The sequence below is a fragment of the Streptomyces sp. NPDC014889 genome (genome assembly GCF_043081205.1).
Classification (GTDB): Bacteria; Actinomycetota; Actinomycetes; order Streptomycetales; family Streptomycetaceae; genus Streptomyces.
Genome location: NZ_JBIBWH010000012.1, coordinates 55,726 through 79,683 on the forward strand (window position 1 = coordinate 55,726; position 23,958 = coordinate 79,683).

Sequence of the window (23,958 nt, forward strand, 5' to 3'; positions counted from 1 at the left end):
GCAGGGTCGGTGCCCCGGTCAGGGGCGATGGATGCGCTCTGGGGGCGGACATCGCGGGTGTTGCGGGTTGGGTACCGTCGGGGCATGACGACTGACTCGGCCGAAGTGGTGTCCGTGTTCCCCGGTCAGGGGCGGCCGGGGCAGCGGATCGGCGACCTCATCGCCTGGTCGGCCCCGCCCGTCCTGGTGGTCGTCCCGGCGGTGCTCGTGAGGGCCGGACTGGTCGGCGACGGGCTGTGCCTGCTCGCGATGTTCTCGCTCCTGCTCGGCGCCGCGGCGGTGTACTGCGTCAATGGGTGCTGGCACGCACGTCTGCACGCGGGCGGCCTGCTCTCCGCCCGCACGCTCACCGGCCGGCGCACGGTGGATCTCACCCGGCTCGAGAAGGTCGGCCGCCTGGAGATCGCAGGGCGCGGCACCACTGCTGACCTGCTGGTCCTCACGGACGTACACGGCACCCGAATCGTCGTCGACAAGCTCGCGGGTGGCGAAGGAACGCCCGATGCCGCGGTGCGCGAGGCTCTGGAGAAGCACTCGGGTCCACCCGTGCTCGTCTCCGGCCGGGCGGCCGAGCGGCTGCGTGTGGCTGCGGGAAGGCGGGGCGGCCGGATACGGCCCGGACGCTCCCGATCCAACGCGCTCGCCGCGTTCCTCCCGCTGCTCCTGGCCCTGGTGGGCGTGCCGGTGAGCCTGGGGCTGCTGCTGGTGAGCCTGGCGCTCGGCGGCGTTCTCTAACGCCGGGGGCCTTCCCGGGCAGCGCTGCCCGGGAAGGCGCCTCACCACGAAGGCATGGGTCAGGTGCAGTGGAACAGCGTCATGAAGCCGTAGTCCATGTGGAGTTGCTGGTGGCAGTGGAACAGGGACAGGCCGGGCTGGTCGGCGGTGAAGTCGAAGTCGGCGGTCTGGTAGCCGCCGAGCATGACGACGTCCTTGTGCAGGCCGTGGGTCGGGGTGCCGGCGATGTGGGTGACTTCGAAGGTGTGGCGGTGCAGGTGGAGGGGGTGGATGTCGTCGGTGGCGTTGCGGAACCGCATCCGGTAGCGGCTGCCGCGGTCGATGTCCTGCACCGGCTTGTCGGTGTCCATGTCGAAGGGCACGCCGTTGAGCGTCCAGATGTTGAAGCCCTTGTCGGCGGCGTTGCGTTTCTCCACCAGCATGTCGAAGGTGCGGTCGGGCCGTCGGGCGGTGCCGCCCGCGCGGGCGAAGGCGCGGTAGTCCCAGGTGGACTTGGGCGGTGCGGTCCATCGAGGGGAACCGCCGCGGCCGGCGTACTCCACCACGGTGCCCATGCCGTTCTTCCGGTCGTCGTCGGCCAGATCCCCCAGTACCCACACGCCCGGATGGTTCATCTCCACCAGCGCGGAGACGCGTTCGGCCGTGCCGATCCACAGCACCGGAACTTCGGCGGGCCGAGGCACCGGGTTCCCGTCCAGCGCGACCACTTTGAAGGTGTGGCCGGGCAGGGCCAGGCTGCGGATCTCGGTGGCGCTGGCGTTGAGGACGTGGAACAGCACACGCTGCCCGGACTTGACCCTGACCGGCGGGCCGTGGCCCAGCTTGCGGCCGTTGACGCTGAACGCGGTGTAGCCGACCTCGTAGCCGTGCGGCATCCCCCGGGCCAGTGAGGCGGCCATCGCCTTCTCACCCCTGCGCTTCAGCGCGGGCACTTCGGAGCCGGCCAGGAAGTTCTGGGCCATGTCCCCGCCCTGGCTGAAGGCGGGCCCGAACTCCTTCAGCACCAGGAAGACCTCCTGGTCGTAGGTGCCGGGGTCGGCCGCGGGCTCGATGTAGACCGGGCCCGCCTGACCGGTGTAGGTGCCCAGGTTCAGGTCGTCATGCGCTGCCACGTGGGTGTGGTAGAAGCGGAACCCGGCCGGTCCCGGCGTGAACGACAGACGCCGCGTCCCGTGCGCGGGGATGTACGGGGTGCCCTCCTCCGCCGCCCCGTCCACCTCGGCGGGAATCCGCTGCCCGTGCCAGTGGAGCAGCTCGGGCGTGTCGGTGTCGTTGTGGACGTCGACCACGACGGGGCGGCCTTCGGTGAACCGCAGCAGCGGACCGGGGAACTGCCCGTTGTACGTCGTCGTGGACACGATCGTGTCCGGCGCGAGCTCGACGAGCCCGGTCGCGATCCGCACCGTGTAATCCGCCTTGCCCGGGACGACGGGCGCGGCGGACGGCGCTGCCGACGCCGCGTAGGCGGAGGCCGGCCTTGCCGCGCCCCCCGTCAGCAGGGCCAGGCCACCGAGCTTGAGGACGTCGCGACGGGTGATCTGCACGGTCTGCTCCCTCTCCTGATCAGGGCCGAGCAAGCACGGGCCCCGGTTCGTCCTCTTTGTGCCCAGTGTCCGCCCTTGTGGTGCGATCTTGATTCGATGTACGCCCCTCTCGGTGTTCGCGGACCGGGGCCGGACCCGGGTCCGGCCCCGGTGCGGACGCGGCTCAGTCGAACGCGGCGGCGAACATGCCGGGCTCGTAGGAACCGCCCTGCTGGTGGACGATCACGGCGAGCCGGTTGGCCGCGTTGATCAGCGCGACCAGGGCGACCAGTGCGGCGACCTGGTCGTCGTCGTAGTGCTTGCGCACCTGGGCCCAGGTCTCGTCGGACACGCCCTGGTGGGCGTCGGCGAGCCGGGTGCCCTCTTCGGCGAGCGCCAGGGCGGCCCGCTCGGCCTCGGTGAACACGGTGGACTCGCGCCAGGCGGCGACCAGATGGAGCCTCACGGCGGTCTCGCCGGCGGCCGCCGCCTCCTTGGTGTGCATGTCGATGCACCATCCGCAGCCGTTGATCTGGCTGGCGCGCAGCGACACCAGTTCCTGTGTGGACCTCGGCAGCGGTGACTGCTGGACCACCAGGCCGGCGCCTGCGAACCGCTTGGCGAACCTGGCTGCGATCTCGTTGTCGAACAGGTTGAACCGGGCGCTCATGATGTCGTCCTCACTCGTCTCTCGTCGCGTCGCGCTGGACGAACACGAGATGCCGGCCGGCCGCTCCCTGTGACGGGGCGGTGGTGTGACGTGCGCCACCGCTGATGGATGTCACAAAGCCGCCGCGGCCGGCGTCTTGTGCGCGTGGCATCGTCGGGAACGAACAGACGGGAGCAGCCGGTGAAGAGCCAGGGCAGCGAGTGCACAGGGGACACGGCCGGCCGGATCGCCGACGGCGGACGCACGGACCGCGCGACCGAGGCGTTCGTCTCGCACCGCAATCTGCTGTTCACCGTCGCCTACGAGATGCTCGGCTCCGCCGCCGACGCGGAGGACGTCCTTCAGGAGACCTGGCTGCGCTGGGCCGGTGTCGACCTCGGCACGGTACGGGACCAGCGCGCGTACCTGGTCCGGATCACCACGCGCCAGGCACTGAGCCGGCTGCGCACGCTCGGCCGCAGGCGCGAGACCTACGTCGGTCCTTGGCTGCCCGAACCGTTGCTGACCGCCCCGGACGTGGCCGAGGACGTCGAACTGGCCGACAGCGTCTCGATGGCGATGCTGCTGGTGCTGGAGACACTCACGCCGACCGAGCGGGCGGTGTTCGTGCTGCGCGAGGTGTTCGACCTCGGGTATGACGAGATCGCCGAAGCCGTCGACAAGAGCCCGGCCGCGGTCCGCCAGATCGCCCACCGGGCACGGTCCCACGTCGCGGCGCGCCGGCCGCGCGGGGTCGTCTCCGCGGCCGAGACCCGGGACGCCCTCGAGGCGTTCCGGCAGGCGGTCGAGACGGGCGATCTCCAGCGCCTGCTCGACATCCTCGCGCCGGACGTCGTCCTCGTGGGCGACGGCGGGGGAGTGAAGCAGGCCGTGCCGCGGCCCCTCGTCGGCGCGGACAAGGTGGGACGCCTGCTGGCCGCCGGACTGGGCAGGATCACCGAGGCGTCGCTGCGACCGGCGCAGGTCAACGCCTGCCCGGCGCTGATTCTCCGGATCAACGGCGCGCTGGACACCGTCCTGGTCCTGCGTGTCGACGACGGCCTCATCACCGGGCTCTACGCCGTACGCAATCCCGAGAAGCTCTCCCACATGCACCGTGAGACCACGCTGCACCGCTGAGCCGGGGGACTTCCGTACGCGAAAAGGAATCACCTGGGGGAGGACGCGATGAGTTCCGGATGCCGCGGCAGTCCATCGTGCATGACGACTCTGATCCTCCAGACTCCCGGCGCGGACCTCGCCTACGACGTCCACGGGCCGCTGCCGACCGCCGACGGGCGCCCGCCGCTGGTCATGATCGGCCAGCCCATGGACGCCAGTGGCTTCCGCACCCTGGCGTCGCACTTTCCGGACCGCACCGTGGTCACCTACGACCCGCGCGGTCTCGGCCGCAGTACCCGCAAGGACGGTCGGGTCGACCACACGCCCGAGCAGCAGGCCGCCGACGTCCACGCGCTGATCGAGGCACTCGGAACGGGCCCGGTCGAGATGTTCGGGAGCAGCGGCGGCGCCGTGACCGCGCTCGCCCTCGTGGCGGCGTACCCCGACGACGTCACCACCCTGGTGGCGCACGAGCCGCCGCTCATCCCGGTACTCCCCGACGCCGCGGCTGCCGAGCGCGCCCGGGCCGCCGTCCGTCAGGCCTACCAGGACGGGGGCTGGGGCGCCGGCATGGCGGCGTTCATCGCGATGACCTCCTGGCGGGGCCGGTTCACCGACGACTACTTCGCCCGGCCCGCCCCCGATCCGGCCGCGTTCGGGATGCCGACCGAGGACGACGGCTCCCGCGACGACCCGCTGCTCTCGGACCGGTCCTGGGCGATCAGCAGCTACCGGCCCGACCTCGATGCCCTGACCGCGGCGCGCACAACGGTCCTGATCGCCGTCGGTGAGGAGACCCTGGACACGCTCACCGGACGCACCTCGGAGGCGACGGCGGAACTGCTCGGTCAGCGGGCGACCGTGTTCCCCAGCCACCACGGTGGTTTCGTCGGCGGCGACTCCGGCTACGCCGGAAAGCCCGAGGCCTTCGCCCGCAGGCTGCGTCAGGTCCTCGACGACGCTTGCTGACGGGCGTTCGGCCGGCGGGCGTTCGTCAGAACCCGCCGACGACGCCGCGGCACCGGGGGACCGCGCCGAGCCGGGTGGCGCGGTCGGCCACGGCGAGCAGCGTCCGCTCCTCGTGGCGGCGGGCCACGAGGTGGAGACCGACGGGTGCTCCGTCGGCCGTGGTCCCTGCCGGAAGGCTGAGCGCCGGATGCCCGCTGAGGTTGAACGCCCAGGTCAGAGCGACGCTCATCCGCGGCCCAGGCCCGTCGTGGCCGTGCGGTGGGTGGGGTGTGGTGGGCGTGAGGAGGAGATCGGCTCGCTCGAAGCAGTCGCGCAGCCGCTTCTCGTTGGCCGTCATGACCCTGCTGACGTCGGCTGAGGAGGATGCCGCCGGGGAACGTGTCACCGAGGAAGGCGCCGCCGCGCGCAGAGCCGTCCAGGCGGGGGCGGGGTCGGCGAGCGTCGGGCCGGGGCCCTCGGCCACGGTGATCAGACCGGCCTCGGCGAGACGCCGGGCCGAGCGGCGGGCGACCGCGGCCACGTCGGGATCGGTGTCCGCGTATCCCAGGGTCGCCGACCAGATCGCCCGCAGTGGATACCAGGGGCGTACAGCCGGCATCCGCGACTCGGTCACCGCGTCGAAGTAGGCGAGGGCGTCCCGGGGGTCGCGCACCAGGACGCCTGGCGAGTTCAGACCCGCTCGATCACGGGCCGGCAGTCGGCCATTGGTGGGCTTGAAGCCGACGATGCCGCACCACGCGGCGGGGATGCGCACCGATCCGGCGCCGTCGGAACCGCCGGCGAGGGGGACGAGGCCCGCGGCGACCGCGGCCGCCGAACCCGCGGAGGAGCCGCCGGGCGACCACGTCGGGTCGAGCGGGTTGAGGGTCGGTCCCCGGTCGGTGTGCCCGTACGTCTGCCAGCCGCGGCCGGTACGGGGCACCGACGTCGCGCCGACCGGCACGCATCCGGCGGCCACCAGCCGGGTGTTCTGGTGGGAGCCGGGGCCTTCGCTCGCCTTGACGCCGATCGGCACCCCCGCGAGCGGCAGCTCGGCGCCCCGGGCGACCCGGGCATCCACGCGGGCGGCGTGAGCGAGCGCCCGCCCGGCCCAGACCTCGGTGAACGCCCGCACACCGTCGTCGACTTCGTCGATACGGGCCAGGGCGGCACCGACGACGTCGACGGCCGTCACGTCGCCGTGCCGCACGTGGTGGGCGATGTCCAGGGCGGACAGGTCCGCGTACTCGCCGGTGGTGATCACCATCGCCCTCCCTCGTCGTCAGCAGGGTGGGCCCACCCTGCTGACGACCACGCCCAGGTGCTCAGAACGTCCACCGCGTATGGCTGTACACCCCGTCGTCCCGGCCGAAGCCGTACGCCGTCGCCGGGGCCACCGCGAACACCACCGCGTCCCCCTTCCGGAACGCGTCGCCGATCCCGTGGAAGGTGCCCTCGGGCGAGGTGATGTGCGGCCCGTACTTCGTCTCGTACGCCGTGATCACCTCCTCCAGCAGCGCCGGGTCGGCAACCTGCTCCGCCTTGCCCTCGACCACGACGTCGATTCCTTCGGTGAGCGAGTTTCCCCCGGTGGTCACCGCGCAGTGCCCATCATGAGCGAGGTTCCTCGCCTTCTGTTCCCCCGGGCCGGTGGCGAAGTACAGCACCCCGCCGTGCCAGGCGGCGATCACGGGCGTGACGTGCAGCCGGCCGTCGGGCCGCACCGTGGACACCCAGAAGATCTCGGCGGACCTCAGCATGCGCTGGGCCTCGGACCACTCGGTGGCGGTGACCTCCGCGGCGCCGGGCCGGGGGTTGAGTGCGGAGCTGTAGCGGGCGTCGAGCTCGGTCGTGGGTCGCTTCGCGGATCCCTGTGCGGACATGGTGGATCTCCTTCCTCTGTCCCCATAACGACCGGCATCCCGCACCGAAATCATCGCTACGCCCGTTCGGCGTCCTTGTCCGTGTCCGGAGGCCGGTCCCGGAGGCGGGCCGGCCGGCGTGCGGGTGCCGTGCGGCCGGCCCGCGCCTACGCTGGGTGGGTGTCCGATCACACGTCGAGCGGGAGCAGCGTATGAACCGGGACGACCTTCCTGCGCCGGTCGAGGGCCTGGTGCTCACACACTTCTTCACCGTGTCCGACGTGCCGCGTTCCCGGGCGTTCTACGCCGACGTGCTGGGTGGAACGGTGGTGCTCGACGAGAATCCCTGCATCATCAAGATCGCCAACGGCTGGATCATCCTCAACCCCGGCGGCGGACCCACCGAGGACAAGCCCGACGTCGTCCTGCGCACGCCGGACGACCCTCGTACCGCCTCCAGCTTCCTCAATGTGCGGGTGGCCGACATCCACCGCTTCTGCGAGGCGGCGGCCGCGAAGGGAGCGGAGTTCCTCACCCCGCCCGTCGACCGCCGCGCCGAGCTGCGCTGCTACATGCGTGACCCGGACGGCTACCTCATCGAGGTGGGCCAGGCGACGGGGCTGCTCAAGGGCGAACTGGCGCGCACCGATATCTGAGAGTCGCAGGGACCGGCCGCCCCCACGGGCCCTCAGCCGGAAGCCGGCCGGATCCCGTGGGTCAGCAGTTGCGGGTCCGTCACGCCGCCCGGGCAGGCGAGCGGGTCGATCGGCCATCCGGCGCATCGGGCGCCGGCCCGGTACGCGCTCTCGTAGAAGGCGAGCACGGTGGCACGCGGGTCGGGCTCGGAGCGGACCTCGTCGTACGGCAGTACGGCCAAGTGGCTGTCGTTGCGGGTGAACCAGTGTGCCGCCGCGGGCCGGAGCGGCTCCTCGGCCAGGTGCTCCGGCTCGGGCGCGGTGTAGGAGTAGAACGCGGGCGCGGGGAAGGTGTCGTCGCCGAACCAGAAGCCGAAGCTGATCACCTCGCGGGAGTACGCCTCCCGGGTGACCGGGTCGAGCTGCTCGGGCTGTTCGATGTGACGCTCGGAGAACCGGGTGTGCGCGATGTCGAAGGTGTGCCAGAAGTGGTGCACCGGGCTCACCTTCCCCGAGTACCCGGCGGCGAACTCCTCCAACACGGAAGCCACTTGGCTGAGAACCCGCCAGTAGCGGTTGGCCTGCACGGGGTCGTACGCCGTGTGCTCGGCGTCCTCGGCGAACGGCCGTCCCGAGTCGGGCAGGTCGAAGGGCCTGGGTACGTCGAGCCGCACCCGGATGCCCAGCGCGGCCAGCGAGTCCATGACCGCGCCGTGGAAGGACGCCACGGACTGACCGATGAGCGGGACGGAGATCTCCCGGCCGTCCAGCGTCGAGACGACCAGCCGGTGCGCGACGAAATCGAAGTCCATCGTGAAGATCGGGTTGCCGTCGACCTGTCCCATCGGACGGGTCGTGGTCCCGCGCCCGGTGAGGTGGAACGGGACATTCCACCAGTGGTTGCGCCGGGTGCTGGCGGCGAGGCGGACCTTGCCGACGATCTGGGCGAAACGATGGAGCGTCTCCTTGGTGTCGCGCCACTCGGCGAGAGGGATCGGCGGGAACAGCTCCATGGTCATCAACCTTCCCTGGCGTCCGGCGCCCCTGGCGTCCGGATCGGGCCCTTGGACGACCATGATGGCCACGCCGGACGGACGCGGCATCTCGTGCACCCGGCAGGGCCCGGAACCCTGGCGGGCGTCGACGGGCACGAGCGCGCACCGGCCACCGGCTGCGGCTCGCCGGCTGGTCGTTCGGGGCCTGGACCGCCCTGTCCATGGCGGCACTCGCCGAGTCGCAGGGCCGCGCCGTAGACGCCCTGTACCTGCTCGACCCGCCCCCGCCCGGCGCGGGACGGCTCCTCGCCGCCTACAGCGAGGAACAGGTGGACGCCGTCTTCGCACGCGAGCTGAGCGGCGGCCGCGGCGGACGGCTGCCGGCCGCGGGGCGCGCCTACGCCGACCGCCTCGCGCACTGCTGCCGCACCAACCTCGCCGCCATGGCCGCGCATCACGTACCGCGCCTGCACAGCACGCCCGCCACCGTCTGGCTCGCCGAACGCCCGGTCGACGAAGGACTCCTCGCCCCGGAACCGACCGCCCCCGGCGCCTGGGACCACCACCTGCCCGGTCCCCGCGTCGAGCGCGTCGACGCCGACCACTACGAGATCGTCGCCGAACCCCACGTCCAGGACATCGCCGCCGCGCTCTCGAAGCCGCCGGAGCCGCCGAACCCCCCGCCCGTGGCCTGAGAACCGCCCCGCCCCCATCCCGACGTGTGGAACCTTACGAGGCCATCACCGTCGCCCCGCTGACCCCGCTGACCCCGCTGCTCGGCGCGGAGGTCTCCGGCATCGACATCGCGCAGGAGCTGACCCCGCGGCAGGAGAAGGAACTCAAGCACGCCTTCGCGGCCCACCACGTCCTCGTCTTCCGCGACCAGGACATCACACCCGAGGAGCACAAGCGCTTCGCGGGCGTCTTCGGCGACCCGCACCCCGTCGCCCTGCCGGTCGAGGGCCGACCCGCACATCCTGGACCTCAGGGCCGACAAGAACTCCCGGAACGTGGCTGGCAACGGCTGGCACGCGGACGGCACCGCCGACGCCGAACCCTCCCTCGGATCGATGCTGTACATCACGACCGTGCCCGAGGGCGGCAGCGGCGGCGACACCCTCTTCGCCAACATGCACCTCGCCTACGAGCTCCTCTCATCCGCCATGCGCGCCTTCCTCGACGGGCTGACGGCCCTCCACGACGGTGCCCTCCCGTGGACCGCGGCCGGCCAGACGCCGCCGCCCGAGTACGACGTGCCGCGCACCGAACACCCCGTGGTCGTCCGGCACCCGGAGAACGGCCGCAAGCTGCTGTTCGTCAACGCCCCCTACACCTCCCACATCACCCAGCTCTCCCGGGCCGAGAGCGACGCCCTGCTGGACATGCTCCACCAGCACGTCGCCCGGACCCCGCTGCTGCACTGCCGGGTCCACTGGCAGGAACGCACCCTCGTGTTCTGGGACAACCGCAGCGTCCAGCACCACGCCGTCTGGGACTGCTTCCCCCTCACCCGCGAGGGGCGCCGCGTGGCGAGGGCAACCGGCTGCACGCCTGATGTCGAGAACCGGTGCCTGGCTCCGTCCCCGGGGTGAATGCGGCCACAATGGGTCGCATCAGCACTGAGGAGTACCACGATGGCGAAGTACCTGCTGCTCAAGCACTACCGGGGCGCACCGGCCGCGGTCAACGACGTGCCCATGGACCGGTGGACGCCGGAGGAGATCTCGGCCCATGTGCAGTACATGAACGACTTCGCGGCCCGGCTGGAGAAGACCGGCGAGTTCGTCGACGGCCAGGCGCTCGCCCCCGAGGGGGCCTGGGTCCGGTACGACGGCGAGGGGCGCCCGCCGGTCACCGACGGCCCGTTCGCCGAGACCAAGGACCTCATCGCCGGCTGGATGGTGATCGACGTCGACAGCTACGAGCGGGCCGTCGAGCTGGCCGGTGAACTGTCGGCGGCACCCGGCGCGGGCGGAAAGCCGATCCACGAGTGGCTGGAGGTGCGCCCGTTCCTGTCCGCGCCGCCCACCATCACGGAGTGACCTCGTCGGTGAACGAGGCCCTGATCCGAAGCCTCACGCCGAGCGTGCTCGGGATCCTCGTCCGCCGCGGAGCAGACTTCGCGGCGGCCGAGGACGCCGTTCAGGACGCCCTCGTCGAGGCGGTCCGCGTCTGGCCGGCGGACCCTCCACGGGACCCGAAGGGCTGGCTGGTCACCGTGGCCTGGCGCCGGTTCCTCGACGCGACCCGGGCGGACGCCGCCCGCCGCCGGCGTGAGGACCGCGTCGACGAGGAGCCGCCGCCCGGGCCCGCGCCCGCGGTGGACGACACGCTCCAGCTCTACTTCCTGTGCGCCCACCCGTCCTTGACGCCGGCGTCCGCGGTCGCGCTCACGCTGCGCGCCGTCGGCGGGCTCACCACCCGCCAGATCGCCCAGGCCTACCTGGTGCCCGAGGCGACCATGGCGCAACGCGTCAGCCGGGCCAAGCGCACCGTCTCCGGCGTGCGGTTCGACCGGCCCGGCGATGTCGCCACCGTGCTGCGCGTCCTCTACCTGGTCTTCAACGAGGGCTACTCCGGCGACGTCGATCTCGCGGCCGAGGCCATCCGGCTCACCCGGCAGCTCGCTTCCGTCATCGACCACCCCGAGGTGGCGGGGCTGCTCGCGCTCATGCTGCTCCACCACGCCCGGCGCGCCGGCCGGATCGCGCCCGACGGCAGCCTGGTACCGCTCGCCGAGCAGGACCGCGGCCGGTGGGACACCGAGTCGATCGCCGAGGGCGTGGGGATCCTTCAGGCGGCCCTCGCCCGCGACCGGCTCGGCGAGTTCCAGGCCCAGGCCGCCATCGCGGCACTCCACGCCGACGCTCCCACCGCCGAGGAGACCGACTGGGTGCAGATCGTCGAGTGGTACGACGAGCTGACGCGGCTGACCGACAGCCCGGTCGTCCGGCTCAACCGCGCGGTCGCCGTCGGCGAGGGCGACGGACCGCGCGCCGGTCTTGCGGCGCTCGCCGCGCTGGACCCCGCACTGCCCCGCCACACCGCGGTGGCGGCGTACCTCCACGAGCGTGACGGCGACCTGGCGAAGGCCGCACGGCTGTACGCCGAGGCGGCCCACAAGGCGCCCACCCTCGCCGAGCGCGACCACCTGACCCGCCAGGCGGCCCGGCTCAACACCCGCCGGGCCCGCTGACGGGCCGCACTCGCACCGCGGCACGCCGGGCCCGCCCCCTGGAGGGGCGGGCCCGGTCGCGGCACTAGGGCCTGTTGTGAAAGTCCCGCCTGCCTCGCGACGCCATGCACGTACTCTCGCCGCACCGGGCCCTGACCCAAGTACATCCAGTACGAGGGCCAGGGTCCGGCACGGCGAGAGCACGCACCTGACGCCGCGAGGCCCGCCCTCCGGGCGGACGACGGGACTTTCACAACAGGCCCTAGGCCGCTGACAGTGCCTCCGTCGGTGGCAGCTTCGCCGCGCGCAGGGCCGGGTAGAAGCCGGCCAGCCCGCCGATGACGAGGGTCGCGCCGATGCCGCCGGCCATCGCCCAGGGCGGTACCACGGGGGGCCAGCCCTGGTAGGCGGCGTAGCCCACGGTGACGGCGATGCCCAGGGCCACCCCGCCGATGCCGCCCAGGGCGGACAGCAGCAGCGACTCGCACAGGAACTGGGTGCGGATCTGGCCCCGGGTGGCGCCCAGGGAACGCCTCAGACCGATCTCGGCGCGGCGTTCCAGCACCGAGATGACCATGGTGTTGGCGACGCCGACCCCACCGACGAGCAGCGCCACGGCGCCGAGGCCGAGGAGCAGCCCGCCGAGGGTGTCGTCGGTGGCCTGCTTGGCCGCGAGCGCGTCGGAGGGGCGGGAGACGTCGACCTCGTTGGGGCTCTCCGGGTTGGCGGTGGCGCCGAGCACGGACTGGACGTCGGCGACGGCCTTGTCCTCGGCCCGGGTGTAGATGGTCGTCGGGTAGCCGTCGTACCCCAGCTCGCTCTGGGCGACGGGCCAGCCGACCAGCGCCGCGGAGTCCAGCTCGGGGGCGAGCTCGTTGGGCGCGAGGATGCCGACGACGGTGAACCACCGCCCGCCCAGCCACACCTGGTCCGCGGACCGGTACACGCCCAGCTGTTCGGCGGCCCGGGCACCGAGGACCGTGGCCGGGTACCGGACGTCGGCGGCGTTGAGCCAGCGGCCCTCCACGATCTTCGCGCCGACCGTCCCCGGCAGGTCGGTGCGGGCGGCGCTGACGCTGATGCCGCCGGTCCGCACCGCCGGGATGTGATCGTTGCGGTAGACCTTGGCGTCGGTCCGGCCGATCGCGGACACCGATTCCACCGCCCCGATGGCGCCGACCATCCGCACGGCCTGCTTCGGCAGGTGGGCCTGGTCGCCGGCGAACGTCTGGCCGGGGGAGACGGTGAGCAGATTGGTGCCCAGCGCCGCCAGCTTGCGATTCAGCTCCTCCTGGCTGGAGGTGGAGATGCCGACCACGCCGATCATCGCGGCGATGCCGATGGCGATGCCCAGCGCGGACAGGAACACCCGCATCGGACGGGAGCGCAGCCCGGAGCCGCCGACCCGCAGGACGTCGGCGGGGCTCAGCCGCGCGGGCCGGGGACGGGGCAGCGTCGCGGTGCTCATACGCCCACCTCGTCCACGCACACCTTGCCGCGGGCGGGAGCCGGTGCGCCCGAGTCGTGCTCGACGCGGCCGTCCTTGATGCGGACCTCGCGCGGCAGCGACGCCGCTATGTCCCGGTCGTGGGTGATGACGACGACGGTGGTCCCCGCGGCGTGCAGCTCGTGCAGCAGCTCCATCACCACGGCTCCGGAGCGGGAGTCCAGCGCGCCGGTCGGCTCGTCGGCCAGCAGCAGCGGCGGGTCGCCGAGCACGGCGCGTGCGATGGCCACGCGCTGTTTCTCCCCGCCCGAGAGCTGGTGCGGCTCGTTGAAGAGCCGGTGACCAAGACCGACCCGGCGCAGCGCCGCCTCCGCGAGCCGGCGGCGTTCGCGCAACGGACGGCCGCTGTACAGCAGTCCGTCGGCGACGGAGTCGACGGCGGGCACGCCGGGGGCGAGGTGGAAGGCCTGGAAGACGAAACCGATGGTGCCGGCGCGCAGCGCGGACAGCTCCCGGTCGCTCAGCTCGCCGATGTCGTGTCCGTCGATGCGCACGGTGCCGGACGTCGGGCGGCTGAGGGTGCCCATGATGTTGAGCATGGTGGACTTGCCGGAACCGGACGGTCCGACGATGGCGAGCAACTCGCCCCGGTGGACAGTCAGTTCGGCGTCGGCCAGGGCGGCCACGGACCCGTAGGCCTTGGACACCGCGGTCAGTTCGACGACGGGCGGAATCACTGGGGAACCCCCACGATCAGGCCTTCGGTGATGCCGTCGCCGGAGATCTCGACCATGCCGTCCGCGAACATGCCGAGTTTCACGGGGAGATGCACGACCTCGCCGTCGCGGACGGCCTGCACGGCGTAGCCGCCGTCCCGCCGTGCGGTCAGCGCCTCGACCGGTACCGCGAGGACGTCCTTCCGGGTCTCGGCCCTGAGGGTCACGTCCACCGGGGCGGCCTGGTAAAGCCCCAGCTTCTTCCCGTTCTTGAGGGAGAGCTGCACCGGCAGGGTGGCCTTCGGGGAGCCGCCGGAGCCCCGGCCGCTGTCGGGGGCCGCGGTGGCGGCGGTGCCGACCTCGGTGACGGTGGCGTCCACCGAAGTCCCGTCCGGGAGCAGCACGGTGGCCTTCGTGCCGTCGGCGACGAGGTCCTCGTACTGCACGTCGAGGTCGACGCCGACGATCCGCTCGGTGCCGCTCCAGGTCAGGATCTCGCCCGTCGGCGTGGTGCCGATCGGGGCCTTGACCTCGGTGACGCGCCGGGCTCCGGGGGCGACCACGGCCTCGCCGGGTGACACCGTCCCGGTCCGCTCGCGGCCGAGGTCGTCCTGCCACGCCCGGACGGCCTCGGCGGTGGCGGCCGTGTACGTGTCGTCCACGGTGAAGCCGGTGTAGCCGAGCCTGGCGAGATTCTTCTCCAGCATCGCCACGTCCTTGCCCTCACTGCCCACACGGAGCGTGCGGTAGAGGGGAATCGAGCCGTACAGCAGCGGCACCTTCCGGTCGTCCACGCTGTACACGGACTCGCCGCGCGAGATGGTGTCGCCCTCGCCGGGCAGGGCCGTGAGGATCCCCGCGCCCGCGCTGCCGCCCCCGTTCGAGGGCCTGCCGTCCTGCGCGTCACCGCCGGGGGAGGCCGGGGCGGCGCCGGGAGCCTGAACAGGGGTCGCGGGGCCGTAGCCGAGCGTGCCCTCCACGGTCCGGGTGCGGGTCAGCGTCCGCTGCTCGACCTCGGCCGTACTCGGCGGCCCGGAGGGCGCGGCCGACGGCTGGTCGTCGCCGCCGCCGTCCAGGGCCCCGGTGGCGGCCACCTCCGCCCCTCCGGCGACGGCCAGGGCGGCGAGCACGATCAGCGAAGTACGCAGCGGCCGCCGCCGGCGGCGGGGCGCCGGATCGGCGGGCGGGGCGGTGTCGGTGTCGTCGGTCCGGCCGGTGCCGTCCGTCCGGCCGGTGTGGTCCTGGAGGGTCACTGGCCGCCACCGCCGCCCGTGATCATGATGCCGCCGGTGGGCCGCTTGTCCTGGCAGGCCTGCATCGCCTTCTGGAACCTGTCGCCCTGCGGGTCGAGGCCGGTCATGTCGAGCTGCATGGACCCGCCCTTGATCTCGGGGTCGGGGAACTCGGGCAGACCGTTCTTCCGGATGCACGTCGCCCACTCGGCCGCCTTGGCCGGATCGATCGAGCCGCCGCCGGAGTTCTGGCCCTGCGGCGAAAGGTCCTGGCAGGCCTCCCGCGCCTTCTGGAACTCACTCGAGTTCGGGTCGAGCCCGCTGTCCGGACCGATCCTGATGCCGCCCCCGCCCTTGCCCTCGGGCGGGTCCGGGAAGTCGGGGACGCCGTTGTCGCGCATGCACTGGGAGAAGGCCAGCGCCCGGTCCTGCGGGCTGGTGGGGGAGGCGCTCGCCCTGCCCGAGCCGGCCGCGTCCGCCGCATCCGAGGAGGAACCCGAGCAGCCCGTCAGCAGTGCCCCGGCGAGCAGCAGGCACGCCACCGGCAACGCTCGTACGGCTTTTCGTTCGTGTGTGTTGACCATGGGGCCAAGAGCTACAGGTCAGGCGGTTACACCACGGGAACGTCCCCTGTTATGCCGGTGTAACCTCCCGTCCTGCATGCTTGGCCGACATGCGCATACTCATCGCCGAAGACCACAGGGAACTGGCCGAGACAGTGGCCCTCGGCCTGCGGCAGGACGGGATGGCCGTCGATCTCGCCCTCGACGGCCGGGAGGCCGTCTACCTGGCGACGCTCCACGACTACGACGTCGTCGTCCTCGACCGCGACCTGCCCGCCCTCCACGGCGACGACGTGTGCCGTGCGCTGGTCGAGGACGGCGGGCGCGCCCGCATCCTGATGCTGACCGCCTCGACCACCGTCGAGGACCGCGTCGACGGCCTCGGGCTCGGCGCGGACGACTACCTCACCAAGCCGTTCGCCTTCGCCGAGCTGATCGCGCGGGTGCGCGCGCTGGCCCGGCGCACCCAGCCCGCGCTGCCCCCGGTGCTCACCCACGGCGACCTCACCCTCGACCCGGCCCGGCGCACGGCGCGGCGCGGCGGCCGACGGCTCGACCTGTCCCCGAAGGAGTTCGCCGTACTGGAACTGCTGCTGGCCGCCCGCAGTGCCGTCGTGTCCGCGGAGGAACTCCTGGAGCGCGCCTGGGACCACGCGGCCGACCCCTTCACCAACACCGTCAAGGTCACGATCAGCCGGCTCCGCCGCAAGCTGGGGGACCCGCCGGTGATCGAGACGGTGCCCCATGCCGGCTACCGCGTCTGACCCGGCGGGCCGGGCGCCCCGCCGCATCCGCTGGACGGTCCGGCTGAGGCTGACCGCGCTCTACGGCGCGCTCTTCCTCGTCTCCGGCGCGGCCCTGCTGCTCATCACCTACCTCCTCGTCGTGAGCACCAGCACCCCGCGGCTGTTCATCTCCTCCGGAAGCGGATCGAACGTCCTGTTCCGGTCGGTCGACCCCGACCTCCTGCGCCAGGTGATGGGCACGCGCGCCGCGGAGCAGCGCGACGCGATGCTGCGGCAGCTTCTCACCCAGTCGGCGATCGCGCTGGGACTGATGTCCGCGGTCTCGGTCGGCCTGGGCTGGCTGATGGCCGGGCGGGCGCTGAGTCCGGTCCGGATGATGGCCGACAGGGCCCGCCGCATCTCCGAGCGCAACCTCCACGAGCGCCTCGCCGTCGCCGGTCCGGACGACGAGCTGAAGGACCTCGGTGACACCATCGACGATCTGCTGGGCCGCCTGGACACCGCGTTCGCCGCGCAGAAGCGCTTCGCCGCCAACGCCTCCCACGAACTGCGCACCCCGCTCACCCTGCAACGGGCGATGATCGAGGTCGCGCTGGCCGACCCCGCGGCGGACGACCGGTCGCTGCGCCGCGTCTGCGAACGGGTCCTCGCCGCCGGTGAACACCAGGAACGCCTCATCGAGGCACTGCTGATGCTCGCCCGCAGCGAGCGGGGACTGGACCGGCGCGAGCCGCTCGACCTCGCCCAGGTCGCCGAAAAGGTCCTGCGGGACCGCGAGCCGCAGCGGGCGGGCGTGGACACGGCTCTCGCCCCGGCACCGGCCCTGGGCGACCCCCGGCTGATGGAGCGCCTGGCGGACAACCTGATCGACAACGCCCTGCGGTACAACGTGCCGGGCGGCTGGGTGCGCGTGGTCACCGGAACCGCCCACGGGCAGCCGTTCCTCCGGGTGGTCAACAGCGGACCGGAGATCCCGGCGGACCGCGTCGGCACGCTGTTCCAGCCCTTCCAGCGCCTGGAGTCCCGCACCGGAAACCCGGACGGCCACGGCCTCGGCCTCTCCATCGTCGCCGCCGTCGCCGCCGTCCACGACGCCGAGCTGACCGCCGATCCGGGGCCCCAGGGAGGCCTGTCCATCACGGTGGCCCTGCCGCACGCCAGGAGCTGACATACCCGGAGCCGGTGAGGGGCCGTCACCGGTCGAGAGGACCGTCGCGGTACACCTCGCCGGGCCGGGGCCCGGCCGGGGCGAGGAGCCGGGCGACGGTGACGAAGGTGTAACCGCGGGCGTCGAGGCCCGAGATGATGCCGGAAAGCGCGGCGACCGTGCCGTTGTAGCCGCGGTGCGTGGGGTCCACCCGGTCGTGCAGCAGGATGATCCCGCCGGGGCCGGTCCGGGCAAGGATCCGGCGGGTGATGAGCGCGGAGTCGGTGGTCTCGTAGTCGGACGCGGTCGCGCTCCACAGGACCTGCGCCATGCCGAGCTGCCGGCAGATCGCGGTGACGGCCGTGCTCGTACGGCCCTCCGGCGGGCGCAGCAGGACGGGTCGGCGGCCGATGACCTTCGCCACGGCTTCGCGGCCCCGGGTGATCTCCTGGCGCGCTTCGGCCGGGCTGATCCGGGTGAGGACCCGGTGGGACCAGGTGAGGGTTTCCACCTCGTGGCCTTCCGCGGCCATCCGCCGGACCGTTCCCGGGTGTTCGGCGACGTGGTGCTCGCCCAGCGTGAAGAAGGTGGCGTGCACGCGGTACCGGCGCAGGATGTCCAGGATGCGCGGAGTGCGGACGCTCGGCGAGTCGTCGAAGGTGAGCGCCACGCATCTCGTCCTGCGGCAGTCGACGGACCCGCCGGGCCCCCGGTCCGTCCCGGCTCCGGCCACCGCGCCGCTCGCCGACGACACCTGCTTCATGATTGCGGCCCGCGGCGCGACGCCGCCGCAGCCGGACAGGGCCAGGGCCAGCGCCGCCGCGGTCACCAGTGCGGTCGGCGCGCGCGTCCGGTTCGCCGCCCCGGCCGCGTTCCGCACGCGGTTCCGTACGCGGCGATCGGTGTCCGGCGGCGAAGGGTGCCGGGCCCGCTCGGTGCGGAAGGCATCCCGACGGGATGGACCAGCCATAGGGGGAGCGTAGTCCGGGCCCGCACCGCGAGCATCCGGGCCGGGCGGCCGGAGCGGGGCGCACACTGGAGGGAGAAGGACGTGCGTCGTGAGCCGAACCGTGGAGGTCGCCATGAGCACCCTCGAAGAACACATCGACGTCGGAGTTCCCCTCGACAGCGCCTGGGACAGCCTTCACCGGGTGGAGAACTACCCCCGCTTCATGGCCGGAGTGCGCGACGCCCGTGCCGAGGCCGGTGGCCGCGCCCAGTTGGACGTCGAGGCGGGCGGACGGGCCCGGCAGGTGGAGATGGAGGCCTCCGACCGCACCGGGGACCGCGTACTGGAGTGGCACACCACGGAATCCCCGCAACTGAGCTGCTCCCTCACCCTGCACCCCATCGACCAGGGGAACACCCGGATCCAGGCACGGCTGGAGTACGACCCCGACACCGTCCGTGAGGCGTTCGGAGGACCCAGGGGATTCGCCCAGGCCAACGCGATCGAACGGCTCGTACGCAGCGATCTGGAACACTTCCGGGAGTACGCCGAACGCAGCGGGTGAACGGCGGGAGCGGATGCCGGGCCGTGTGCGTCAGGGCAGCAGGCGCCGTTCCTTGGCGACGGCCACGGCGCCCGCGCGGGTGTCGACGCCGAGCTTGTCGTAGATGCGGCCCAGGTGGGTCTTGACGGTGGCCTCGCTCAGGAAGAGGGCCTTGGCGATGTCCCGGTTGCTCAGCCCACGGGACAGCTGGCCGAGGATGTCGCGCTCGCGGTCGGTGAGTCTGGGGCGCGGGCTGCGCATACCGGTCATGACCCGGTGGGCGACGGGGGCGGACAGGGCGGTGCGGCCCGCCGCGGCGCTGTGGATGGCCGTGAACAGCTCGTCGGGGCGCTCGGCCTTGAGCAGATAGCCGGTGGCGCCCGCCTCGATGGCACGGGTGATGTCCGCGTCGGTGTCGTACGTGGTCAGGACCAGCACATGCACGGAGCCGCCGGAGTCGGCGGTGATACGGCGGGTGGCCTCGACGCCGTCCATCCCGTCGCCGAGTTGCAGGTCCATGAGGATCACGTCGGGCGCGAGCTTCGCGGCGAGCGCGACGGCCTCCGCGCCGCTGTCCGCCTCACCGACCACGTCGATGCCCGGCGCGCTGCCGAGCAGGGCGCGCAGCCCGGCGCGGACCACGGCGTGGTCGTCGCACAGGACGAGCCGTACGGGCGCCGGTCCGGTGGCTTCGGGCTGCTCGGTGAGTTCGGTCCGGGTCATGGAGTGGGGACCTCCGCGGTAGTGGGACGGTGCGGGACGGCCGCGGAGACGACGGTGCCGTCACCGGGCGCGGACTCGATGGTGAGGGTGCCGCCCAGCTGGCCGACCCTGGCGCGGATCGCGGGCAGACCGTGCCCGCGGAGCCCGAGGGCCCGCTCCGGCAGCGCGACGGCGTCGAAGCCGCGGCCGTCGTCGGCGACGTCCAGCCGGACCTGGTCCTCCAGGTGCGTCAGGGTGAGGGCGGCCGGGGTGGCGCCGGAGTGCTCCCGTACGTTGGCGAGGGCGCCCTGGGCGATGCGCAGCAGCGCGGACTGCACCCGGTCCGGCAGCCCGTCAGGTCCCGGAGCGCCGTCGACGAGACAGGTGACGGTGAGTTCCGCCGTGGTCTCACGGGTGGCCAAAAGCCGCAGGGCCGACTCCAGGCCGCCGCCCTCGGCGAGGTCGGCGGGCGCCAGGTCGTGCACGAACCGGCGAGCCTCGGCGAGGCTGCTCTCGGCGATCGACCCGGCGGTGCGCAGATGGGCGCGGGCCTGAGCCGGTTCGCTCTCCCACAGCCGGTCGGCGGCCTGGAGGAGCATCCGCTGGCTGGTCAGGCTCTGGGCGACGGTGTCGTGGATCTCCATGGCCAGCCGCTGCCGCTCGGCGAGCGTGCCCTCGCGCCGTTCGGTGGCGGCGAGTTCGCGGCGGGTGCGCACCAGGTCGCGGATCAGGGCGGCCTGCCGGGTCGCCTGCCGGTCCATGTGGGTGAAGACCGAGGTCGCCAGGGCGGCGACGGCCGGTGGACCGATCACCAGGTCCACTTCGAGACGGTCGGCCAGCCGGAGCTGCGCGACGACCACGAAGACGGTGAAGAACGTCACCAGCGCGTACGCGGCGGGCGTCGGCAGGGTGCGCAGCGCGGTGTAGAACAACGGCACCGCGCACCAGGCGAAGCTGGGCGCCAGGGCGACCAGGACCGCCCACACGCCGACGAGCGCGCCCAGCCAGAGCAGCCCGGTGAGGGGAGGCCGCCCGCGGCCCGCGGAGGCGGAGCCCCGGGAGGAGTGGGAGGCCGTCCCGCGGACGGCCGGGCCGGCCGCGGCGACTCCCGTGCGGTGGCCGGCGACGTACAGCACCGCGAGGGCGCCGGCCAGTGCCAGCACGGCGGGCACCTGGGGCTGGGCGCCGTGCCGCTGGACGTACCGGAACAGGTCGGAGCCCAGCAGCAGGAAGAACGCCAGGTGGATGACGAACGCGGGCCCGGGGGCCTCGCTGCCGGGGGTGCTCGGGCCGGCCGGGGACGGCCGGTTCCTGGACGGCATGGGCTGTTCCTCCCCGGCCGGGACGTGCGGACATGGCGATGGCTCGGCGGCGGGCCGGCTTCGGCGCCGCTTCGGCGGAAAGGTCCCGGACTCGGCGAACACGGCCATTGTCGCCCGCGTGGCACGGCACGGGGTCAACCGATCGGATGACCCCGCCGTACGCCGTTCCACGCGCCGGGAGCAGCCGGTACGTCGACGGGAGGGCGCGCTGAGCGGGCCGAGAGTGGAGGCACGGCGCAGGAAGCGCCGAGTCCTCCGGCACCCGCACGGGTACGCCGATCCGTCGGTACGGATGCCGAGGACCGCGATACGACGGGAGAGGTATCCGTGATGCAGCACAAGGCCAAGAAGTTCTCCGCCCGCGCCAAGGCCATCACCTCCGTGGCGGCCGTGGCAGCGGTCGGTGCCGGTGTGGCCGGAGCGGTCTCCGCCTCCGCCGACACCCCGGCCGCCGCTCCGGTCGCGGCCGTGACCGCGGTGAAGAGCAAGGCCACGACCACCAGCACCCACCTGACGGCCGAGGCCGCCACCGACGCGGCGCGGGCGGCGCTGAAGGCGGCCGAGAAGGAGGGCCGGCGGGTGAGCGTCGCGGTGGTGGACCGCAACGGCAACACGATCGTCACCCTGCGCGGCGACGGTGCCGGCCCCCAGTCCTACGACTCGGCGATCAAGAAGGCGTACACGGCCGTCTCCTGGAACGCCCCCACCTCCGAGCTGGTCAAGCGCCTGGACTCGGCGCCGACCCTGAAGGACATCCCGGGCACGCTGTTCCTGGCGGGCGGCGCCCCGGTCGCCCACAACAACGCCCCGATCGCCGCCGTCGGCGTGGCGGGCGCCCCCTCCGGCGACCTGGACGAGAAGTTCGCCCAGGCAGGCGTCGCGGCCATCAGCAACGGGCGCTGACCCCGGCGCGCAGCACCACCCGAGCCGGTGACGTCCCCGACCGAGTGACGTCCCCGGCTCGGCGGACGCTCGCCCTGCGGGCCCCTCGCTCACGGGTCCTGGTCGACGCGGGCGCGGACGTGAACGCGCAGGACGACCGCAGCACGCACCAGGAAGTGGTCGAGGTGCTGCTCGGTGCCGGCGCCGACCCGCTCCTGCCGGACGCCGACGGGACGACGGCACGCGTGCACGCCGAGCACCGCGGCTTCCACCGGATCGCGGCCCCCTGCGCGAGGCCGAAGCGCCGGCGGACCAGTAACACGGCACGGCAGGGCAGAGCAGGGGACGGCAGGGCAGGGCAGCGATGCGCGGGCAAACCAAATCATTTGCCCCGAACCGTAGTTGCCGCGGTGCGGGGCACGGTGACCGGACGCGCGCCGAGCAGTGGCATCCCGGCCGTCTGTCAGGAAGCGGCCGTGCCCCGCCGGCCGACACGGTAGTCGCGGTGCAGCTCGCGCGGCCGTTCGGTCAGGACCGGGACGGGGCCCCGCACCGTCAGTCCGGGTACCACGTCCCGGATGGGCAGGCAGCGCACCGGGGCGGCGGGCACGCCCAGTTCGGCCAGCCAGTCCGTCAACTGGGCCGCCGAGTGTGCGTAGACGATCCGGCCGAGGCCCGCCCAGCCGTGGGCGGCCGCGCACATGGGGCAGTGCTCGCCGGAGGTGAAGACGGTGGACTCCGCCCGCTGCCGCTCGGTGAGATGGGCGGTGGCCCAGCGGACCAGCTCGAACTCGGGGTGCCGGGTGTGGTCGTCCAGACTGTTCACCCGGTTGCGGTCCTCCGCCAGGACCTGCCCGTCGGCGCCGACCAGGACCGAGCCGAACGGCTCGTCCCCCGCCCGCACCGCCTCGACCGCCAGCTCGACCGCGCGCTCCAGGTGCCGCAGCTCGGCGGCGCTCGGTTCGGTGAGGATCACGTCCGCTCCCTCAGGCCGCGGTGGGAGCGCCGGGGACACGGCGGTCGCCGCCGTTGTGCTCCTGCCAGAGCCGGTAGACGTCGACCGCGGCGTCACGCGGCTCGTAGCGCATCGGCAGCCGGCGCTCGTCCCAGTTCTTGCCGAACTCCTCGTAGAAGTTGTCCAGTTCGAAGTACTTGCGGTCGTCCACGTAGTGCGGCTCGTAGGCGTCCCGGGTGGTGAGGAAGACCACTTCGTCCGGTGAGCAGTAGTACAGCGAGCCCAGGCACATCGGGCACGGGTGGGCCAGTACGTAGATCGTGGCGCCGACGAGGTGCTCGGTGCCGAGCTTGGTGCACGCCTCGCGGATGGCGAGGATCTCGGCGTGCGCCGTGGGGTCGTTGGTCTGGGCGACCAGGTTCGGGCTCTCGGCCAGGGTCTCGCCGTCCTTGACGATGACGGTCGCGAACGGGCGGCCGCCCTCGGCGACGTTGCGGCGGGCGATGTCGACGGTGCGCTGTGCGAAGTCCATCAGGGGTGTCCTTCTGCGGGAGGAGGAATCCGGGGCGGCCGGGCAGGCGGTACCGCCCCGGAGCAGGTCCGATCGGGGTGGATCAGAAGGGCTTGGTGGGCAGGTACTTGCCGTCCAGGGTGATCACCGCGCGCTCGCCGCCCTCGGGGTCGGCGACCTTCTTCACGTCCAGCTTGAAGTTGATCGCGGAGATGATGCCGTCGCCGAACTGCTCGTGCACCAGGGCCTTGAGCGTGGTGCCGTACACCTGGAGCATCTCGTAGAAGCGGTAGATGGTCGGGTCGGTCGGGATGCCACCGGGGATCGAGCCGCGGGTCGGGATCGTCTGGAGCAGCGCGACCGCGTCGGCGTCCAGACCCAGCAGCTCGCCGACGGCCTGCGCGGCCGGCTCGGGCAGGGCGTGCTGGCCGAGCAGGGCGGCGGTGGTGAAGGCCACCGACAGGCCGGCCGCGTCCGCGATCTGCTGCCAGGTGAGGTCCTTGCGGGTCTTGGCCTCGACGGCGACCACGGCGAGGGCCTGCCGGGCGGTGGGGTCGAACTGGGCGTGCGGCATGGGGGTTCCTTTCAGGCTTCCGGA

Annotated in this window: 27 protein-coding genes and 1 pseudogene; 12 read left to right on the forward strand and 16 right to left on the reverse strand. The window is 72.9% G+C overall.

The window, feature by feature from the left end:
• The first annotated feature begins 84 nt into the window (after positions 1–84).
• A complete protein-coding gene (locus ACF09J_RS24000) occupies positions 85–735 on the forward strand; it encodes a hypothetical protein (protein WP_392307484.1) in 651 nt (216 codons plus the stop codon).
• Between the two features lie 59 nt (positions 736–794).
• Here the strand turns inward: ACF09J_RS24000 and ACF09J_RS24005 are convergent, their stop codons facing one another.
• Positions 795–2,279, reverse strand: a complete 1,485-nt coding sequence (locus ACF09J_RS24005) for a multicopper oxidase family protein (protein WP_392307485.1) — start codon at positions 2,277–2,279, stop codon at positions 795–797.
• 163 nt (positions 2,280–2,442) lie between these two features.
• Positions 2,443–2,928: a carboxymuconolactone decarboxylase family protein gene (locus ACF09J_RS24010; protein ID WP_392307486.1), complete on the reverse strand. Its 486-nt coding sequence runs from the start codon at positions 2,926–2,928 to the stop codon at positions 2,443–2,445.
• Between the two features lie 180 nt (positions 2,929–3,108).
• Between ACF09J_RS24010 and ACF09J_RS24015 the strand changes: the two genes are divergently transcribed.
• Together ACF09J_RS24015 and ACF09J_RS24020 are read left to right on the forward strand one after the other, a co-directional pair.
• A complete protein-coding gene (locus tag ACF09J_RS24015) occupies positions 3,109–4,047 on the forward strand; it encodes an RNA polymerase sigma-70 factor (protein WP_392307487.1) in 939 nt (312 codons plus the stop codon).
• Positions 4,048–4,128: 81 nt separating this feature from the next.
• On the forward strand, positions 4,129–4,998 hold the full coding sequence (locus ACF09J_RS24020) for an alpha/beta fold hydrolase (protein ID WP_392307488.1): 870 nt from the start codon (positions 4,129–4,131) through the stop codon (positions 4,996–4,998).
• Positions 4,999–5,023: 25 nt separating this feature from the next.
• Here the strand turns inward: ACF09J_RS24020 and ACF09J_RS24025 are convergent, their stop codons facing one another.
• Together ACF09J_RS24025 and ACF09J_RS24030 are read right to left on the reverse strand one after the other, a co-directional pair.
• On the reverse strand, positions 5,024–6,244 hold the full coding sequence (locus ACF09J_RS24025) for an amidase (protein WP_392307489.1): 1,221 nt from the start codon (positions 6,242–6,244) through the stop codon (positions 5,024–5,026).
• Between the two features lie 58 nt (positions 6,245–6,302).
• Positions 6,303–6,860, reverse strand: coding sequence for a pyridoxamine 5'-phosphate oxidase family protein (locus ACF09J_RS24030; RefSeq protein ID WP_392307490.1), 558 nt, complete (start codon positions 6,858–6,860; stop codon positions 6,303–6,305).
• Positions 6,861–7,051: 191 nt separating this feature from the next.
• Between ACF09J_RS24030 and ACF09J_RS24035 the strand changes: the two genes are divergently transcribed.
• Entirely contained in the window at positions 7,052–7,495 is a 444-nt protein-coding gene (locus ACF09J_RS24035) for a VOC family protein (RefSeq protein ID WP_392307491.1), read from the forward strand.
• A 32-nt stretch (positions 7,496–7,527) separates the two neighbouring features.
• On the opposite strand, the gene ACF09J_RS24040 is transcribed toward ACF09J_RS24035, so the two are convergent.
• Complete coding sequence (locus tag ACF09J_RS24040) at positions 7,528–8,487, reverse strand: DUF5996 family protein (protein ID WP_392307694.1); 960 nt, start codon at positions 8,485–8,487, stop codon at positions 7,528–7,530.
• Positions 8,488–8,645: 158 nt separating this feature from the next.
• Here ACF09J_RS24040 and ACF09J_RS24045 point away from each other — a divergent pair, with 158 nt between their 5' ends.
• The 4 genes and pseudogenes from ACF09J_RS24045 to ACF09J_RS24060 all read left to right on the forward strand — a co-directional run bounded on the left by ACF09J_RS24045 (position 8,646) and on the right by ACF09J_RS24060 (position 11,665).
• On the forward strand, positions 8,646–9,164 hold the full coding sequence (locus tag ACF09J_RS24045; protein ID WP_392307695.1) for a thioesterase domain-containing protein: 519 nt from the start codon (positions 8,646–8,648) through the stop codon (positions 9,162–9,164).
• Between the two features lie 26 nt (positions 9,165–9,190).
• Positions 9,191–10,061, forward strand: a pseudogene (locus ACF09J_RS24050) (TauD/TfdA dioxygenase family protein).
• 42 nt (positions 10,062–10,103) lie between these two features.
• On the forward strand, positions 10,104–10,511 hold the full coding sequence (locus ACF09J_RS24055; protein WP_392307492.1) for a YciI family protein: 408 nt from the start codon (positions 10,104–10,106) through the stop codon (positions 10,509–10,511).
• An 8-nt stretch (positions 10,512–10,519) separates the two neighbouring features.
• Positions 10,520–11,665: an RNA polymerase sigma factor gene (locus ACF09J_RS24060; protein ID WP_392307696.1), complete on the forward strand. Its 1,146-nt coding sequence runs from the start codon at positions 10,520–10,522 to the stop codon at positions 11,663–11,665.
• Between the two features lie 241 nt (positions 11,666–11,906).
• Here the strand turns inward: ACF09J_RS24060 and ACF09J_RS24065 are convergent, their stop codons facing one another.
• Genes ACF09J_RS24065 through ACF09J_RS24080 form a run of 4 tightly spaced genes read right to left on the reverse strand, consistent with a single transcriptional unit; the run spans position 11,907 to position 15,623 of the window.
• The gene (locus ACF09J_RS24065; RefSeq protein ID WP_392307493.1) at positions 11,907–13,112 is read right to left on the reverse strand and encodes an ABC transporter permease; all 1,206 of its coding nucleotides are present in this window, start codon (positions 13,110–13,112) and stop codon (positions 11,907–11,909) included.
• Positions 13,109–13,828 carry an ABC transporter ATP-binding protein gene (locus ACF09J_RS24070; protein ID WP_392307494.1) on the reverse strand — a complete coding sequence of 240 codons (720 nt, stop codon included), beginning with the start codon at positions 13,826–13,828 and terminating at the stop codon, positions 13,109–13,111. The genes ACF09J_RS24065 and ACF09J_RS24070 overlap by 4 nt, the downstream gene beginning before the upstream one ends.
• Positions 13,825–15,060, reverse strand: a complete 1,236-nt coding sequence (locus tag ACF09J_RS24075; RefSeq protein WP_392307495.1) for a peptidoglycan-binding protein — start codon at positions 15,058–15,060, stop codon at positions 13,825–13,827. Before ACF09J_RS24075 ends, ACF09J_RS24070 begins: the two co-directional genes overlap by 4 nt.
• Positions 15,057–15,623 (reverse strand): hypothetical protein, encoded by a 567-nt coding sequence (locus tag ACF09J_RS24080; protein WP_392307496.1) that lies wholly within the window; start codon positions 15,621–15,623, stop codon positions 15,057–15,059. The genes ACF09J_RS24075 and ACF09J_RS24080 overlap by 4 nt, the downstream gene beginning before the upstream one ends.
• 89 nt (positions 15,624–15,712) lie before the next feature.
• Between ACF09J_RS24080 and ACF09J_RS24085 the strand changes: the two genes are divergently transcribed.
• Positions 15,713–16,366, forward strand: a complete 654-nt coding sequence (locus ACF09J_RS24085; protein WP_392307497.1) for a response regulator transcription factor — start codon at positions 15,713–15,715, stop codon at positions 16,364–16,366.
• Positions 16,347–17,516: a sensor histidine kinase gene (locus tag ACF09J_RS24090; RefSeq protein WP_392307498.1), complete on the forward strand. Its 1,170-nt coding sequence runs from the start codon at positions 16,347–16,349 to the stop codon at positions 17,514–17,516. Before ACF09J_RS24085 ends, ACF09J_RS24090 begins: the two co-directional genes overlap by 20 nt.
• A gap of 25 nt (positions 17,517–17,541) precedes the next feature.
• Here ACF09J_RS24090 and ACF09J_RS24095 read toward each other — a convergent pair whose 3' ends face one another.
• Entirely contained in the window at positions 17,542–18,465 is a 924-nt protein-coding gene (locus tag ACF09J_RS24095) for a polysaccharide deacetylase family protein (RefSeq protein WP_392307499.1), read from the reverse strand.
• An 88-nt stretch (positions 18,466–18,553) separates the two neighbouring features.
• Here ACF09J_RS24095 and ACF09J_RS24100 point away from each other — a divergent pair, with 88 nt between their 5' ends.
• Complete coding sequence (locus ACF09J_RS24100; protein WP_392307500.1) at positions 18,554–19,009, forward strand: SRPBCC family protein; 456 nt, start codon at positions 18,554–18,556, stop codon at positions 19,007–19,009.
• A gap of 30 nt (positions 19,010–19,039) precedes the next feature.
• Here the strand turns inward: ACF09J_RS24100 and ACF09J_RS24105 are convergent, their stop codons facing one another.
• Both ACF09J_RS24105 and ACF09J_RS24110 read right to left on the reverse strand, forming a co-directional pair.
• On the reverse strand, positions 19,040–19,711 hold the full coding sequence (locus tag ACF09J_RS24105; RefSeq protein ID WP_392307501.1) for a response regulator: 672 nt from the start codon (positions 19,709–19,711) through the stop codon (positions 19,040–19,042).
• Positions 19,708–21,012, reverse strand: coding sequence for a sensor histidine kinase (locus tag ACF09J_RS24110; RefSeq protein WP_392307502.1), 1,305 nt, complete (start codon positions 21,010–21,012; stop codon positions 19,708–19,710). Before ACF09J_RS24110 ends, ACF09J_RS24105 begins: the two co-directional genes overlap by 4 nt.
• Before the next feature lie 330 nt (positions 21,013–21,342).
• On the opposite strand from ACF09J_RS24110, the gene ACF09J_RS24115 reads away from it, so the two are divergent.
• Positions 21,343–21,915, forward strand: coding sequence for a heme-binding protein (locus ACF09J_RS24115; RefSeq protein WP_392307697.1), 573 nt, complete (start codon positions 21,343–21,345; stop codon positions 21,913–21,915).
• An 89-nt stretch (positions 21,916–22,004) separates the two neighbouring features.
• On the opposite strand, the gene ACF09J_RS24120 is transcribed toward ACF09J_RS24115, so the two are convergent.
• From ACF09J_RS24120 to cynS, 4 genes are all read right to left on the reverse strand, one after another.
• A complete protein-coding gene (locus ACF09J_RS24120) occupies positions 22,005–22,166 on the reverse strand; it encodes a hypothetical protein (RefSeq protein WP_392307503.1) in 162 nt (53 codons plus the stop codon).
• A 191-nt stretch (positions 22,167–22,357) separates the two neighbouring features.
• The gene (locus ACF09J_RS24125; protein ID WP_392307504.1) at positions 22,358–22,870 is read right to left on the reverse strand and encodes a nucleoside deaminase; all 513 of its coding nucleotides are present in this window, start codon (positions 22,868–22,870) and stop codon (positions 22,358–22,360) included.
• A gap of 10 nt (positions 22,871–22,880) precedes the next feature.
• Positions 22,881–23,381, reverse strand: a complete 501-nt coding sequence (locus ACF09J_RS24130; protein ID WP_392307505.1) for a nucleoside deaminase — start codon at positions 23,379–23,381, stop codon at positions 22,881–22,883.
• Positions 23,382–23,463: 82 nt separating this feature from the next.
• Positions 23,464–23,934 (reverse strand): cyanase, encoded by a 471-nt coding sequence (cynS, locus tag ACF09J_RS24135; RefSeq protein WP_392307506.1) that lies wholly within the window; start codon positions 23,932–23,934, stop codon positions 23,464–23,466.
• Positions 23,935–23,958 lie beyond the last annotated feature (24 nt).

Bases quoted from the DNA above. Each gene is read 5' to 3' on its own strand.
- ACF09J_RS24025 (WP_392307489.1), bottom strand. From the start codon at position 6,244: ATGGTGATCACCACCGGCGAGTACGCGGACCTGTCCGCCCTGGACATC.
- ACF09J_RS24130 (WP_392307505.1), bottom strand. From the start codon at position 23,381: ATGGACTTCGCACAGCGCACCGTCGACATCGCCCGCCGCAACGTCGCC.
- ACF09J_RS24090 (WP_392307498.1), top strand. From the start codon at position 16,347: ATGCCGGCTACCGCGTCTGACCCGGCGGGCCGGGCGCCCCGCCGCATC.
- ACF09J_RS24115 (WP_392307697.1), top strand. From the start codon at position 21,343: ATGCAGCACAAGGCCAAGAAGTTCTCCGCCCGCGCCAAGGCCATCACC.
- ACF09J_RS24065 (WP_392307493.1), bottom strand. From the start codon at position 13,112: ATGAGCACCGCGACGCTGCCCCGTCCCCGGCCCGCGCGGCTGAGCCCC.
- cynS (WP_392307506.1), bottom strand. From the start codon at position 23,934: ATGCCGCACGCCCAGTTCGACCCCACCGCCCGGCAGGCCCTCGCCGTG.
- ACF09J_RS24085 (WP_392307497.1), top strand. From the start codon at position 15,713: ATGCGCATACTCATCGCCGAAGACCACAGGGAACTGGCCGAGACAGTG.
- ACF09J_RS24095 (WP_392307499.1), bottom strand. From the start codon at position 18,465: ATGGCTGGTCCATCCCGTCGGGATGCCTTCCGCACCGAGCGGGCCCGG.
- ACF09J_RS24010 (WP_392307486.1), bottom strand. From the start codon at position 2,928: ATGAGCGCCCGGTTCAACCTGTTCGACAACGAGATCGCAGCCAGGTTC.
- ACF09J_RS24110 (WP_392307502.1), bottom strand. From the start codon at position 21,012: ATGCCGTCCAGGAACCGGCCGTCCCCGGCCGGCCCGAGCACCCCCGGC.
- ACF09J_RS24105 (WP_392307501.1), bottom strand. From the start codon at position 19,711: ATGACCCGGACCGAACTCACCGAGCAGCCCGAAGCCACCGGACCGGCG.
- ACF09J_RS24020 (WP_392307488.1), top strand. From the start codon at position 4,129: ATGACGACTCTGATCCTCCAGACTCCCGGCGCGGACCTCGCCTACGAC.
- ACF09J_RS24055 (WP_392307492.1), top strand. From the start codon at position 10,104: ATGGCGAAGTACCTGCTGCTCAAGCACTACCGGGGCGCACCGGCCGCG.
- ACF09J_RS24035 (WP_392307491.1), top strand. From the start codon at position 7,052: ATGAACCGGGACGACCTTCCTGCGCCGGTCGAGGGCCTGGTGCTCACA.
- ACF09J_RS24040 (WP_392307694.1), bottom strand. From the start codon at position 8,487: ATGGAGCTGTTCCCGCCGATCCCTCTCGCCGAGTGGCGCGACACCAAG.
- ACF09J_RS24030 (WP_392307490.1), bottom strand. From the start codon at position 6,860: ATGTCCGCACAGGGATCCGCGAAGCGACCCACGACCGAGCTCGACGCC.
- ACF09J_RS24000 (WP_392307484.1), top strand. From the start codon at position 85: ATGACGACTGACTCGGCCGAAGTGGTGTCCGTGTTCCCCGGTCAGGGG.
- ACF09J_RS24080 (WP_392307496.1), bottom strand. From the start codon at position 15,623: ATGGTCAACACACACGAACGAAAAGCCGTACGAGCGTTGCCGGTGGCG.